The sequence below is a fragment of the Cognatiluteimonas telluris genome (assembly GCF_011320095.1).
Taxonomy (GTDB): Bacteria; Pseudomonadota; Gammaproteobacteria; order Xanthomonadales; family Xanthomonadaceae; genus Cognatiluteimonas; species Cognatiluteimonas telluris.
The window spans coordinates 1-13,055 of the sequence record NZ_JAANOY010000021.1; the positions used below are offsets into that span (position 1 = coordinate 1).

14 protein-coding genes are annotated in these 13,055 nt (G+C 70.9%); 11 read left to right on the forward strand and 3 right to left on the reverse strand.

Annotated elements, in window-relative coordinates; translation table 11 throughout:
- Positions 1-109 precede the first annotated feature (109 nt).
- From dapF to G7B67_RS10095, 8 genes are all read left to right on the forward strand, one after another.
- Entirely contained in the window at positions 110-955 is an 846-nt protein-coding gene (dapF, locus tag G7B67_RS10060; RefSeq protein ID WP_166211725.1) for a diaminopimelate epimerase, read from the forward strand.
- Between the two features lie 19 nt (positions 956-974).
- Positions 975-1,649, forward strand: coding sequence for a DUF484 family protein (locus tag G7B67_RS10065; protein WP_166211728.1), 675 nt, complete (start codon positions 975-977; stop codon positions 1,647-1,649).
- A gap of 7 nt (positions 1,650-1,656) precedes the next feature.
- Positions 1,657-2,034 carry a hypothetical protein gene (locus G7B67_RS10070; protein ID WP_166211731.1) on the forward strand — a complete coding sequence of 126 codons (378 nt, stop codon included), beginning with the start codon at positions 1,657-1,659 and terminating at the stop codon, positions 2,032-2,034.
- Between the two features lie 6 nt (positions 2,035-2,040).
- On the forward strand, positions 2,041-2,928 hold the full coding sequence (gene xerC, locus G7B67_RS10075; protein WP_166211734.1) for a tyrosine recombinase XerC: 888 nt from the start codon (positions 2,041-2,043) through the stop codon (positions 2,926-2,928).
- Positions 2,929-2,966: 38 nt separating this feature from the next.
- Entirely contained in the window at positions 2,967-3,785 is an 819-nt protein-coding gene (queF, locus tag G7B67_RS10080; protein ID WP_166211737.1) for an NADPH-dependent 7-cyano-7-deazaguanine reductase QueF, read from the forward strand.
- Positions 3,786-3,872: 87 nt separating this feature from the next.
- Positions 3,873-4,253 (forward strand): LysM peptidoglycan-binding domain-containing protein, encoded by a 381-nt coding sequence (locus G7B67_RS10085; protein WP_166211740.1) that lies wholly within the window; start codon positions 3,873-3,875, stop codon positions 4,251-4,253.
- 25 nt (positions 4,254-4,278) lie between these two features.
- A complete protein-coding gene (locus tag G7B67_RS10090) occupies positions 4,279-4,767 on the forward strand; it encodes a hypothetical protein (protein WP_166211742.1) in 489 nt (162 codons plus the stop codon).
- Between the two features lie 67 nt (positions 4,768-4,834).
- Positions 4,835-5,536 carry a UPF0149 family protein gene (locus G7B67_RS10095; RefSeq protein ID WP_243412328.1) on the forward strand — a complete coding sequence of 234 codons (702 nt, stop codon included), beginning with the start codon at positions 4,835-4,837 and terminating at the stop codon, positions 5,534-5,536.
- Positions 5,537-5,582: 46 nt separating this feature from the next.
- Here the strand turns inward: G7B67_RS10095 and G7B67_RS10100 are convergent, their stop codons facing one another.
- Positions 5,583-6,218, reverse strand: coding sequence for an MEDS domain-containing protein (locus G7B67_RS10100; RefSeq protein ID WP_166211748.1), 636 nt, complete (start codon positions 6,216-6,218; stop codon positions 5,583-5,585).
- A 180-nt stretch (positions 6,219-6,398) separates the two neighbouring features.
- Between G7B67_RS10100 and icd the strand changes: the two genes are divergently transcribed.
- The 3 genes from icd (at position 6,399) to G7B67_RS10115 (ending at position 9,740) form a co-directional block, all read left to right on the forward strand.
- The gene (gene icd / locus G7B67_RS10105; protein ID WP_343162583.1) at positions 6,399-7,781 is read left to right on the forward strand and encodes an isocitrate dehydrogenase (NADP(+)); all 1,383 of its coding nucleotides are present in this window, start codon (positions 6,399-6,401) and stop codon (positions 7,779-7,781) included.
- A 114-nt stretch (positions 7,782-7,895) separates the two neighbouring features.
- Positions 7,896-8,429: a pseudouridine synthase gene (locus G7B67_RS10110; protein WP_166211808.1), complete on the forward strand. Its 534-nt coding sequence runs from the start codon at positions 7,896-7,898 to the stop codon at positions 8,427-8,429.
- Positions 8,430-8,624: 195 nt separating this feature from the next.
- On the forward strand, positions 8,625-9,740 hold the full coding sequence (locus tag G7B67_RS10115) for a hybrid sensor histidine kinase/response regulator (protein WP_166211751.1): 1,116 nt from the start codon (positions 8,625-8,627) through the stop codon (positions 9,738-9,740).
- A 150-nt stretch (positions 9,741-9,890) separates the two neighbouring features.
- Here G7B67_RS10115 and G7B67_RS10120 read toward each other — a convergent pair whose 3' ends face one another.
- Both G7B67_RS10120 and hrpB read right to left on the reverse strand, forming a co-directional pair.
- A complete protein-coding gene (locus G7B67_RS10120; RefSeq protein WP_243412329.1) occupies positions 9,891-10,310 on the reverse strand; it encodes a hypothetical protein in 420 nt (139 codons plus the stop codon).
- 108 nt (positions 10,311-10,418) lie between these two features.
- A complete protein-coding gene (gene hrpB, locus G7B67_RS10125) occupies positions 10,419-12,965 on the reverse strand; it encodes an ATP-dependent helicase HrpB (protein WP_166211754.1) in 2,547 nt (848 codons plus the stop codon).
- Positions 12,966-13,055 lie beyond the last annotated feature (90 nt).

Genomic DNA, 13,055 nt, shown 5'->3' on the forward strand with positions numbered 1-13,055 from the left:
GCCGCGCCGACCGACACCGTGCCTGCGCCAACGCCAGCGCCGCCGGCCACCGAGCCGGCACCCGCCACGCCGCCGCCGGCCGACGACAGCGGCGGCCACGGCTGAGCGAATGCCGCTGCCGCGCACGCCGATGCGCCTGAGCAAGATGCATGGGGCCGGCAACGACTTCGTCGTGCTCGACCTGCGCGACGGACGCGCGCCGCCATCGCCCGCGCTGAGCCGCGCCCTCGCCGATCGCCATACGGGCGTGGGTTGCGACCAGATCCTCACCATCGAAGCCCCACGCAGCGGGCAGGCCGTCGCCAGCTACCGGATCTGGAACAGCGACGGCAGCGCGGCCGCGCAATGCGGCAATGGCGCGCGCTGCATCGCGGCCTGGCTGGTGCGCGAAGGCAGCGCGCGTGGCGAACGCTTCCAGCTCGACAGTCCCACCGGCACCCACGCCGTCGAGCGCGTGGACGACGGCTTGTACCGGATCGCGATGGGCGTGCCGCGGTTCGCGCCGGAGGCGCTGCCGATGCCCGGCTTCGCGCAGGCGCCTGTTTACGCGCTGGAAATCGGCGCGGCCCGGATCGAATTCGGCGCCGTGTCGATGGGCAATCCGCATGTGCTGATCGAGGTCGACGACATCGACGCCGCGCCGGTGGCGGCGCTGGGCGCGCAATTGCAGGCGCACGCCGCGTTCCCGGATTCGGTGAATGTGGGCTTCGTGCAGGTGCTTGCGCCCGACCACGTGCGCCTGCGGGTGTACGAGCGCGGCGCCGGCGAAACGCTGGCCTGCGGCAGCGGCGCGTGCGCGGCGGCGGCGATCCTGGTCCAGCGCGGACGCGTGGCGCGCGAGCTCACCGTGTCGCTGCCCGGCGGCGCGTTGCGCATCGGCTGGCAGGGCGATGGCCTGCCGATCACAATGACCGGGCCGGCGACGTTCGTGTTCGACGGCGATTACTGGCCATGAGCCTGCGAGGGAAGTCCGCATGAGCGACACCACCGAGAAGCTGGGCGCGCACGAAGTCGCCGCCTGGTTGCGCCGCCATTCGACCTTCCTGCAGCAGTTCCCGGACCTGGCGCTGAGCCTGGTGGTGCCGCGCGAGGACGGCCCGGCGGCATCGCTGGCCAGCTACCAGCTCGACGTGCTGCGCGACAAGAACCGCGAACTCACCCGGCGCCTGCACGAACTGTCGGGCAACGCGCAGGACAACGAGCGCCTGGCGGTGCGCACCCACCAGCTGACGCTGGCGCTGCTGCGCCAGGACGATGCGGCCTCGACCGTGCGCGCGATGGCGGCGTCGCTGGCCGAGGATTTCCAAGGCGACCTGGTGCGGGTGGTGCTGTTCGAACCGGTCGCGGGCCTGGACGAAGCCGACTGGCTGCAGGTGATCGCCGCCGACGACGCGCGGCTGACGCCGTTCCGCGACGCGCTTGCCGACATCGAGCCGATCTGCGGCCGCCTGCACCCGGACAAGAACGCGCTGCTGTACGGCGCGCGCGTGGCCGAGGTGCAGTCCAGCGCCTTGCTGCCGCTGCCGGGCATCGGCCTGCTGGCGGTCGGCAGCCATGAACCGAACCGGTTTTTCCCCGGCATGGGCACGCTGTTCCTGCGGATGATGGCCGAGTCGCTGGCTGGCGCGCTGCAGCGCTTCGACCCGTGAGGCGCGCATGCTGACGCGGCTGCTGGTGCTGTGCGCGTTGTCGGCGCTGCGGATGGCACCGCTGCTTGCGCTGGCCGTGCGTGCGCGGCATGTCCCGGTGTCGCTGACGCAATGGGCCGCGGCCCTGCTCGCCACCGTGGCGCTGCAGGTCTATTTCGAATTCGTCGTCCGTCGCTGCTCGAGCGACCCGATGCCGCACGGGCGCGGCCTGGTATGGATCGGCGCGGCAATGAGCACCGGCTGGTTGTACATCGACGTGCTCTCGGTGCTGCTGGCGGTGACGATCGCGTCGTTGGCTTCCTGCGTGTTCGCACTGCTGCCGCAGGCGCGCACCCGCTACATCGCGATGGTGCTGTTCTTCGAGCGTCATCGCCTGCGCCGGTAGGCGGCCATGGCCGACATCGACGACTTCCTCGCCCACCTTGCGATCGAGCGCCGGACGTCGGCGCATACGCTCGATGCCTATCGCCGTGACCTGGCGGCGCTGTCGGCGTGGGCGGACACGCACGGCATCGCCCTGATCGCACTGCACACCGAGCAGCTGCGCGCCTTCATCGCCGACGAGCACCGTCGTGGCCTGTCGCCCAAGAGCCTGCAGCGGCGGTTGTCGGCCTGCCGCAGCTTCTACCGCTGGCTGCTGCGGCATGGACGCATCGCCGCCAGCCCGGCAGCGGCGATCCGCGCGCCGAAGGCGCCGCGCAAATTGCCACAGGTGCTGGACGTGGACGAAGCCGCGCGCCTGGTCGAAGTCCCCACCGACGTGCCGCTGGGCGTGCGGGACCGCGCGCTGCTCGAGCTGTTCTATTCCTCCGGCCTGCGGCTGTCGGAACTGTGCGCGTTGCGCTGGCATGACCTGCAGCTCGACGACGGCCTGGTGACGGTGCTGGGCAAGGGCGGCAAGCAGCGCCGCGTGCCGGTGGGTTCGCATGCGCGCGCCGCATTGGCCGCTTGGCGCGAAGAGCGGCCCGCCAGCATGGATGCGCCGGTGTTTCCCGGCCGCAACGGCCCCATCACGCCGCGTGCGGTGCAGCTGCGCCTGCGCCAGCTGGCGCTGCGCCAGGGCCTGTCCAAGCGGGTGCATCCGCACCTGCTCCGGCATTCCTTCGCCAGCCACGTGCTCGAATCCTCCGGCGACCTGCGCGGCGTGCAGGAGCTGCTCGGCCACGCCGACATCGCCACCACCCAGATCTACACCCACCTGGATTTCCAGCACCTGGCCAAGGTCTACGACGCCGCGCATCCGCGCGCCAGGCGCAAGCGCGGCGCCGGCGACGCGTAATCGGCGACCGGTCACCGGCGACGGGTAAAATCGGGCGCATGAGCGCTTCCCACGACACCGGCGTGCTCGGCCGCCCGGTCGAGTATCCGAGCCAGTACGACCCCGACCTGCTGTTCGCGATTCCGCGCGCGTCCGGACGCGCGGCGCTGGCGCTCGAGCCGGGCGACGCCTTGCCCTTCATCGGCGCCGATCGCTGGCATGCCTATGAACTGAGCTGGCTGGATCGGCGCGGCAAGCCGTGCGTGGCGACCGCGCGCTTCGAAGTCGCGGCGACCACGCCGCACCTGGTCGAATCCAAGTCGATCAAGCTCTACCTCAACGCGTTCAACGGCACCCGCTTCGACACCGCGGCGGCGGTGCGCGAACGCATCGCGCGCGACCTGTCGCAGCGCGCCGGTGGCCCGGTGACCGTCGCCTTCGGGTTACCGACGTTCGCCGAACCCGGCGCCACCGACATCGACGGGCTGGACGTCGCCATCGACGATTACGGTCCGCCCAATGCGCAGCACCTGCATGCCGATGGCAACGATCACGTGGTCGAAGCACTGCAGTCGCAATTGCTCAAGTCCAACTGCCCGGTCACCGGCCAGCCCGACTGGGCCAGCGTACGCGTCGACTACCGCGGCCCACGCATCGATCGCGCCGGGCTCCTGCGCTACCTGGTGTCGTTCCGCGACCACTGCGAATTCCACGAACAGTGCGTCGAGCGCATCTTCGTCGACCTGATGGCGCGCTGCCGGCCGCGGGCGCTGTGCGTGGAGGCACGCTATACGCGCCGCGGCGGCCTCGACATCAATCCGTGGCGGGCAACGCCCGGCCAACCGCCGCCGGCATGGCGGCGCGACCTGCGCCAATAGGCTCGCGCGGCCGTCACGTGGACACGATGCGCGCTTAACAGGCGCGGTGGCAGCGTGGCGTGCGCCAGATCGGCGCAGGAGACACCCATGTCACCCACTACTGCAGATCCTTCCAAACTGTCGCTCAAGCCCAGCCAGGCCATCGGTGGCGGCCCTGATTTCTCCAACGTGCAAGGCCATGCCGACACCGTCCCGGGTGGCGGTGGCAGCGGCAGCGCGCGCAGCCCCGAATTCGCCCATGTCCAGGACCACGCCGACAGCGTCCCCGGAGGTGGTGGCGGCGGTGGCGGTGGCGGCGTCCAGACCTACACCGTGCGCGCCGGCGACACCTTGTCCCACATCGCCCAGCAGCACTACGGCAAGGCCAGCCACTGGCACGCGATCTTCGACGCCAACCGCGACCAGATCGACAACCCCGACCTGATCCGCCCGGGCCAGGTGCTGAAGTTGCCCGCGCTCGACCACTGATCAACGCCCTCCACGGAGCCACGCCATGAATCGCAATCCCCTGCCTGCCGTCCTCGCCACGGCGCTGGTCGGCGTCCTCGCCATCGCCGGCTGCAAGAAGCACGACCAGACCACCGCCGGGCCGACGACCGGCGAGCCGGCGGCGACCACGCCGGCGCCGCTGCCGGAAACCCCGCCGCCTGCACCGGCACCGGCTACCGCGCTGACGGTGACCACGCTCGACCTGGGCAACGCCATCGGCGCCGACAACCACATCGCCATGCCGATGACGAGCTTTGGCACCAAGGACACCATCCACGCCTCGGTCACCACCGATGGGCCGGGCGGCAACCTGAGCGCGAAATGGACGATGGGCGACAAGATCGTCGACACCCAGGACAAGGCCGTCGCCGCCGGCCCGCAGGTCACCGAGTTCAGCATCAGCAAGCCCGACGGCTGGCCGACCGGGCACTACACCCTGCAGGTGTCGGCCAACGGCAGCGTGCTGCAGAGCCGCGAGTTCGACGTGAAGTAAGCAGCCGGACCCGTACCGGCCGCGAGCACGCGGCCGGTACCATGCCCGCTTTTACGCGAGCATGACGATGCCCCGACTTCCCGACGACGCGCAGATCGAACGCCTGGCGCAGCTGCTCGAGCAGCGCGCGGTGCCGTTCAAGGGCTTCAATCTCGAAGCGCTCGACGGTTATCTGTCGGCCGTGGCGCTCTCGCCCGAGCCGGTGCCGGCCGCGGAATGGCAGCCGCCGATCTGGGGCACGCCGCCGCGCTGGGACGACGCCGCCGAACGCACGCAGGTGCTGGCGATGCTCGACGACCAGCTGCACCTGGCCACCCAGCGCGCCTGTTTCGAGGGCGACGACCTGCCCGAACTGCTGGCGCCGCTGCTGTGGCTGCCGGAGGACCCGGATGCCGAGGACGACGATGCGCTCGATGTCGGCCGCGACTGGGCATTCGGCTTCTTCCGCGGGGTCGAGCTGCGCGAGGCGGCCTGGGAGCGCTGGCTCGACGATAACGAATGGGTGGACGAAGCCTTCCACCTGCTCGACCAACTGGCCAGCGGCGAGCTGCTGCCCGAGGATCCCACCGCGGCGCCGACGCCGGTCGGTTACCGCCAGCGCCTGGACATCATCGCCGCGCTGCCGGGCATGCTCGCCGACCTGCAGCACCACCGCATCGATGCGCTGACCCCGCGCGAACCGCTGCGGCGGGCCCAGGTGCCGGAGCGCAACGCGCCCTGTCCCTGCGGCAGCGGACGCAAGTTCAAGAAGTGCTGCGGCGGCGGCTGAGCGCGATCGAGGCTTGGCGGTGTTGCATGGCGCAGCGCCGTCGTCGCTACTGCAAAATCGATGCGCCATCCATTGCGGCGGCGCGATGCTTCCCGCCACCCGCACCCGGCTCGACGATGTCCACCTTCGAATGCAGCGCGCACACCGCGTCGAGGCCCTCGGTGAAGTCGCGGGTGGCACCGATGCGCGGATAGGCGCACAACAGCGCCAGCGTTTCGCGGGCGCACAACCGGTTCCACAGCCGCTCCAGCTGCAGCGTCGCCTCGGTATGGCCCTGTGCCCACAGCAGCGCGACCATCTCGCCGAAGGCGCGCACCCCGCGGCCGTGGGCTCCGGCGAGCCGCACCACCGGCAGGATCGTCTCGACGAAGCGGCGCTCGTCCGGCCAGCCTTCGACCATGAACGTCGCCAGCGTCGCGGCCGCGTCCAGCGCCACGTAGCGGCCACGTTCGCGCGCGGCTTCGACGTCGTGGCCCAACGCGCGCAATCGCGCTTCCAGCCAGGTCAGGTGCGAGGCGGTGGCGATCACGATCGCGCCCTCGCCCGACGCCAGCCCGTCGCCGATGAAGCGCTCGAGCGTCTCCATGAAGTGGGTTTCGTCGTCGTAGACCTGGAGGAGATGGTCGCAGGGCGCCAGCTCGCCCCAGAACGCGCAGGGGAGGGATTCGGGGGTCGAAGACATCGTTGGAGGTACCGCGCGGTGGAACAGGTGCTCTCTTGGAGGTGGCATGGCGCGATGGCCGTGCAACGGTGAGCGGGGAGGCTACCACCGGCGTTTTCGGGGCAGGTGCAAGCGGCGTGCAGACGCCTGCATTCAGTTGCGCACGGCCCGGCTTTGCCCGCCGGCGCGCGAACCGCGACAATGGCCGACTCGCCCGTGCATCCGCCACGGCGCCTGTCGATGGAGCCCTCGATGTCGTCCAGTTTCGTCCCGACCCCGCCCGCCGGCGGTGCCCGCATCAGCAAGACCCCCGCCGGGCTCAACGTGCCCGATCACCCGATCGTTCCCTACATCGAAGGCGACGGCACCGGCCCCGACATCTGGCGCGCCAGCGTGCGCGTGCTCGATGCCGCGGTCGCCAAGGCCTACGGCGGCAGGAAGAAGATCGAGTGGATGGAAGTGCTGGCTGGCGAGAAGGCGTTCAACGCCACCGGCAGCTGGCTGCCCGATGAAACCGTCGCCGCCTGCCGCGATTACCTGGTCTCGATCAAGGGCCCGTTGACGACGCCGGTCGGCGGCGGCATCCGCTCGCTCAACGTCGCGCTGCGGCAGATGCTGGACCTGTTCGTGTGCCTGCGCCCGGTGCGCTGGTTCGAAGGCGTGCCCTCGCCGGTGAAGAAGCCCGGCGACGTCGACATGGTGATCTTCCGCGAGAACACCGAGGACATCTACGCTGGCATCGAGTTCGAGCCCGGCAGCGCGGACGCGCAGAAGATGCTCGACTTCCTGCAGCTCAACTTCCCCAAGCTCGCCGACAAGATCCGCTTCGGCACGCTGGAAAAAAATGCCGAGTGGCTGGCCAAGCTCGAGTCCATCGGCGCCCCGCACCGCGAGCTGCCGGTGCAGGTCGGCGTCGGCATCAAGCCGGTGTCCTATCTGGGCACCGAACGCCTGGTGCATGCGGCGATCAGCTACGCGATCGAGAACAAGCGCAAGTCGGTCACGCTGGTGCACAAGGGCAACATCATGAAGTTCACCGAAGGCGCGTTCCGCGACTTCGGCTACCAGGTCGCGCGCGATTTCTTCGGTGCGGTCGAGCTCGACGGCGGCCCGTGGCACGTGATCCCCGAAGGCAAGCCGGGCGCCGGGCTGGTCATCAAGGACGCCATCGCCGATGCGTTCCTGCAGCAGATCCTGCTGCGCCCGCGCGAGTACGACGTCAGCGCCACGCTCAATCTCAACGGCGATTACCTGTCCGATGCGCTGGCCGCGCAGGTCGGCGGCATCGGCATCGCGCCGGGCGCCAACATCAACTACGTCACCGGCCACGCGGTGTTCGAGGCCACCCACGGCACCGCGCCGAAGTACGCGAACCAGGACAAGGTCAACCCGGGCTCGCTGATCCTGTCGGGCGAAATGATGCTGCGTTACCTGGGCTGGACCGAGGCCGCCGACGCCATCATCGCGGCGATGGACAAGGCGATCGCGAGCAAGCACGTCACCTACGATTTCGCCCGCCTGATGGACGGCGCGACCGAGGTGAAGTGCAGCCAGTTCGCCGACAAGCTGATCGAGATGATGTAATCGCATCGCGGCGGTCGACCACCGACGGAAAAGCCCGGCATGGCCGGGCTTTTTTGTGGTCCGCTACCGGCTGCCGACGCCCGGCTGCAAACTCCGGCCTTGACCCCAGCGCCCATGCTCATCGCGTTCAACAAGCCCTTTGGCGTCCTGTGCCAGTTCACCGATCGCAGCGCGACGCCGCGACCGACGCTGGCGGGGTTCGGCTTGCCGGCCGGGGTGTATGCGGCCGGGCGGCTGGATTTCGATTCCGAAGGCCTGCTGCTGCTCACCGACGACGGCGCGCTGGCGCATCGGCTGACCGATCCGGCGCACAAGCAGGCCAAGCGCTACTGGGTGCAGGTGGAGGGCGAGCCGGACGCGGCGGCAGTGGCGGCCCTGCGCGACGGGGTTACGCTGAACGACGGCCCGACCCGGCCGGCCGACGTGCGCATCATCGCGCCGCCCGCGCTCTGGCCCCGCGAACCCCCCGTGCGGTTGCGCAAAACCGTCCCGGATGCGTGGCTCGACATCGGCCTGCGCGAGGGCCGCAACCGCCAGGTGCGAAGGATGACCGCCGCCGTCGGATTGCCGACCCTGCGGCTGGTCAGGGTGGCGATAGGCGCGCATCGGCTCGGTGCCCTGCGGCCCGGGGAGTGGGAATACCGCTGAAGCCCGGCGTCGGGTCGACTGGCCCGCAGAACCACGCAACGCCACCCGCCCACGGCAGCCAACGTGTGTGCCGTCACGGCGGCCTTGCTGAACGGTTCACACCGCCCCCCGGGCGGGGCATTCACACTCCGGTGAGTCTGCTAACTTGGCCCGCCGCGCTGCCTTGCAGCGCATTCGTCGAGACCTGTCCGCTCCATGTCTTCCTCCGGCACCACTTCCGGCCGCATCCTCGTCGTCGACGACCAGCCCGCGAACCTGCGTGCGGTCAGCGCGCTGCTCACGCGCCAGGGCTACGAAGTGCTGACTGCCGGCCACGGCGAGCAGGCGCTGGAGATCGCCAGCCACCGCGTCCCGGACCTGTTGCTGCTGGACATGATGATGCCTGGCATGGACGGCTTCGAACTGCTGGGCAACCTGCGCCAACGCCCCGAATGGCAGCGCCTGCCGGCGATCTTCCTCACCGCCGCGCAGGATCGCGAGCTGCTGCTGCGCGCCTTCGATGCCGGCGCGGTGGATTACGTCACCAAGCCGTTCATGCCCGAGGAGCTGCTGGCCCGCGTCAACGCGCATATCGGCCTGAAGCTCACCCGCGACCGGCTCGAGCGCGTCGCCCACGAGCGCCAGGAGCTGGTCAACCTGGTCGCGCACGACCTGAAGAATCCGTTGAGCAGCGTGCTGTTCGCCAGCGACGTGCTGCGCAACAATGCCTGCAAGCCCGAACGCGTGCCGCGCTACCTGGAGATGATCCATGAGAGCGCCGGCGATGCGATCGGCTACATCCGCCGTTACCTGGAGTTGCAGGCCACCCACAACGCCGGCTCCCCGACCGTGGGCTCGGCCTGCCTGCGCGATGTCGTCGGCTGGCTGGTCGACCGCTACGAACTGCAGCTGGAAAGCCGCGGCATGCGGGTCCAGGTGTCGGGCCACAACCTCGGTGGCCGTGTCGCGATCGACGAGCGCGTGCTGCGCCAGGTCGCCGAAAACCTGATCAGCAATGCGATGAAGTACGCGCCCGGCAGCACGATCGAGCTGACGATGCGGATCGGCTCGCCGGGCTACCTGCAGCTGCGGGTGGAAGACCGCGGCCCCGGCATTTCACCGATGCGCCAGCGTGAGTTGTTCAAGCCGTTCACGCGCCTGGGCGACGGCGAGCCGGACGAGAACTCCAGCGGCCTGGGCCTGTCGCTCGCGCGGCAGATCGTGACCGGTGTCGGCGGCCAGCTGTGGTACGAGGATCGGGAAGGCGGCGGCGCGCGCTTCGTGCTGGAGCTTCCGGTCGCGCAGGAAGCAGTCGCCGAGCCGAGCTGCTAGGCGCGATTGCGCGGCCCGGGATCGCCTCGTTGCGCTGAAGGGTGCACGCGCCCGGCGTCGACCACCAAAGGCGTGTGCATCGCCGCGTTTCGCGTGTCCCACTCGCCGCCACCAGCTTCGTCGTGGCGATGGCGTGCCGCGCACGCAGGCCTAGCCGCCCGACACCGCCGGGGACGCCTGGTTGGCATCGGTGCGCGCAGCGCGCATGCGTTGCGCACTGGACGATCCGGTGCCGTCGGTATGGGAGTCGTCGGCAAGGCTGTCCATCCGCCGGGCATCGACCTGCTGCGATGAGCCGTTGCGCAGCGCCTTGCCCGCCTGCTGCTTGCCGCGGCGGCGGCGCGCGGCGTACCACAGCAGGCCGGCGCCGGCGGCGGCCGCGACCAGCAGGGTCGGATTGCGGCGCGCGAACTTCGTCGCCACCCGCGTGCCGCTCTTCACCGCGCCCAACGCGGTGCCGGTTTCCATCCAGTGCATCGCGCGGTCGGGCACCTTGTCACGCAGGCTGTCGCCGACCTGCAGGGCCAGGGTCTTGGCCCGCTCGGGCAAACGTTCGAATCGCGTGTTCATCTCGGCCTCGTCGCGGTGGACTGGCCGGCAGTGTGTGCAGCGCGGCGTTCAAGGCACGTGAGGCGGCGGGCCGCCGGCGCATTCCAGCCGCGGCGCCACGCGCGGCATTCAGGTTCCGCGCGGCTTGGCGCGATGGGTCGGCGTGGCATTCCACGGATCCTCCGGCCACGGATGGCGCGGGTAACGCCCCTTCAATTCCCGGCGCACTTCCGGCCACGTGCGCTCCCAGAAACTGCGCAGGTCCTGGGTGACCTGCAACGGGCGGCCTGCCGGTGACAGCAGGTGCAGCGTCAGCGCGATGCGGCCGTCGGCGATGCGCGGGGTTTCGGCCAGGCCGAACAGTTCCTGCAGCTTGACCGCCAGCACCGGCGGCTGTGGCAGGCCATCGCTGTCGATGGCATAGCCGATCGCGCGCGCCATGCCCGACGGCACCACGATCTGCCGCGGCGCGAGCGCGTCGATGCGCTGGCGTTGCGACCAGTCCAGGCGCGACTGCAACGCATTGGCCAGGTCCTCGGCGCCGAGCGCATCCAGCCGCGTCCGGCCGGCGAATGCCGGCAGCAGCCAGGCGTCCAGCGTCGCCAGCAACGCGGCATCGTCCAGCGCGGGCAGCGCCGCATCGCCATTGGCGCATTCGGGCAGCCAGCAGCGCAGGCACTGCACGCGCGCGCGCCACTGCTCCAGGGCCGGCGTCCATGGCAGCACCTCGAGTCCCAGTTCGCGCACCGCGTCGGTCAGCGCGCGCGCGGCCTGCGCGGGATCGACCCGCCCGGCCGGACGCGAATCCAGCACGATGGCATCGAAGCGCTGCTCGCGCCGCGCAGCCAGCGCGCGCCGTTGCGGATCCCAGCGCACCACGTCCTCGTCGGCGAAGCGTTGCGGGAACGCACGACGCACGGCCGCCTCGTCGAGCGGCGCGCCGCGCAGCACCAACGCGTCGCGCGCTTCGTCGCGCAGTTCGGCCACCACGATCCACGGCTGGCCGTACAACGCGCTGTCGTCGAACAGGCGCGCGCTGCGGCCATTGGCGAGCTGGTAGCGGCGCGGGTCGACGGGGTGCTGGCGCGCGATGCGGTCGGGGAAGGCATGCATGAGCCGCTCGCCCAGCGCGTGCGCACCCGTGTCCGGCGGCGCGGCGGCGTCGCCGTGCAGGCGGCGCCGCCATTGCCGTGCGGCGGCGTCGATCGCGGCCAGTGCGCCGCGATGCGCATCGCGCGGGACGCAACCGGCACGCAGCGCCGCCAGTGCCTGCCAGCGATGGGCCAGCGCATCGCTGCGCACGCCCGACAGTGGATCGCGCGCTTCCAGCAACGCCGCCAGGTCGCAGGCGAGCGCGCGCTCGCCCGGCGTGGTCGCCGCGAGCAGCATCGCCGCCAGCCGCGGATGCGTGCCCAGTTCCAGCATGCGACGCCCGCGCGCCGTGATCGCGTGCTGCGTGTCGAGCGCGCCCAGGCGCTGCAGCAGGTCGCGCGCGGCGGCCAGCGCGCCCGCCGGCGGCGGATCGACGAAGCGCAGCGCATCGCTGCCCCAGGCGGCGAGCTCCAATGCCAGCGAAGCCAGTTCGACCTGGACGATTTCCGGGCGCCGCTGCGGCTCCAGGCGCTGCGATTGCGGCCACAGCCGATACGCCCAGCCCGGGGCGACGCGGCCGGCGCGGCCGCTGCGCTGGTCGGCCGAGCTCTGCGCGATCGCGACCGTCTCCAGGCGCGAGAAGCCGGAGTTGGGATCGTGCCGCGGCTCGCGCGCCAGGCCGGCGTCGACCACCACGCGCACACCGGGCAGGGTGACGCTGGATTCGGCCACGTTGGTCGCCAGCACCACCCGCCGGCGCCCGGCGGGATCGGGTTGCAGGACGCGCGCCTGCTGCTCGAGCGCAAGTTCGCCGTGCAGGGCGAGGACATCGATCACACCGCGGGTGGCGACGTCGTCGTCCAGCGCGGCGGCCAGCGCCGTCGCGCTGCGCGCGATCTCGCGCTGCCCGGGCAGGAACACCAGCACGTCGCCGGGGTGCGCGGCGAGGGCGTGCAAGACGCTGCGCCTGACCTGTGCTTCCAGCGACTCGTCGCGCCGCACCGCGACGTGCGCGATCTCGACCGGGTAGCTGCGCCCGGCGCTCGCCAGTCGCGGCGCATCCAGCCAGTCGGCCAACCGCGCGCCGTCGAGCGTGGCCGACATCAACACGATCCGCAGGTCCTCGCGCAGCGACGCCTGCACGTCCAGCGCCAGTGCCAGGCCGAGGTCGCCAGGCAGGTGGCGCTCGTGGAATTCATCGAACAGCAGCGCGCCGATGCCACCCGGGCCGCTGCCACCGAGTTCCGGATCGTCCTGCAGCATGCGGGTGAGGATGCCTTCGGTGACTACTTCGATCCGCGTGCGCGCGGACACCCTGTTTTCGAAGCGGATGCGGTAGCCGACCGTCGCACCCACGTCTTCGCCCAGCTGGCGCGCCATGAAGCCGGCCGCCGCGCGCGCGGCGACCCGACGCGGCTCCAGCATCACGATGCGCCGGCCCTGCAGCCAGTCCGCATCCAGCAGCGCCAGCGGCACCTGGGTGGTCTTGCCGGCGCCGGGCGGCGCTTCGAGCACGAGCCTGGGATGCCGCGCGAGCGACGCGCGCAGCCGCGGCAGCAGTTCGTCGATGGGGAAGTCGGTCACGGCACAAGGATAAGCGGCGACCAGCGTTTGGTAGGAGCGGCTTCTCGCAGGGGCGGCTTCAGCTGCGAGCTTTGCGATTGCTCCCCCACA

Bases quoted from the DNA above. Each gene is read 5' to 3' on its own strand.
- G7B67_RS10065 (WP_166211728.1), top strand. From the start codon at position 975: ATGAGCGACACCACCGAGAAGCTGGGCGCGCACGAAGTCGCCGCCTGG.
- G7B67_RS10085 (WP_166211740.1), top strand. From the start codon at position 3,873: ATGTCACCCACTACTGCAGATCCTTCCAAACTGTCGCTCAAGCCCAGC.
- G7B67_RS10070 (WP_166211731.1), top strand. From the start codon at position 1,657: ATGCTGACGCGGCTGCTGGTGCTGTGCGCGTTGTCGGCGCTGCGGATG.
- G7B67_RS10110 (WP_166211808.1), top strand. From the start codon at position 7,896: ATGCTCATCGCGTTCAACAAGCCCTTTGGCGTCCTGTGCCAGTTCACC.
- queF (WP_166211737.1), top strand. From the start codon at position 2,967: ATGAGCGCTTCCCACGACACCGGCGTGCTCGGCCGCCCGGTCGAGTAT.
- G7B67_RS10100 (WP_166211748.1), bottom strand. From the start codon at position 6,218: ATGTCTTCGACCCCCGAATCCCTCCCCTGCGCGTTCTGGGGCGAGCTG.
- G7B67_RS10120 (WP_243412329.1), bottom strand. From the start codon at position 10,310: ATGAACACGCGATTCGAACGTTTGCCCGAGCGGGCCAAGACCCTGGCC.
- G7B67_RS10095 (WP_243412328.1), top strand. From the start codon at position 4,835: ATGCCCCGACTTCCCGACGACGCGCAGATCGAACGCCTGGCGCAGCTG.
- dapF (WP_166211725.1), top strand. From the start codon at position 110: ATGCCGCTGCCGCGCACGCCGATGCGCCTGAGCAAGATGCATGGGGCC.
- xerC (WP_166211734.1), top strand. From the start codon at position 2,041: ATGGCCGACATCGACGACTTCCTCGCCCACCTTGCGATCGAGCGCCGG.
- icd (WP_343162583.1), top strand. From the start codon at position 6,399: ATGGCCGACTCGCCCGTGCATCCGCCACGGCGCCTGTCGATGGAGCCC.
- G7B67_RS10115 (WP_166211751.1), top strand. From the start codon at position 8,625: ATGTCTTCCTCCGGCACCACTTCCGGCCGCATCCTCGTCGTCGACGAC.
- G7B67_RS10090 (WP_166211742.1), top strand. From the start codon at position 4,279: ATGAATCGCAATCCCCTGCCTGCCGTCCTCGCCACGGCGCTGGTCGGC.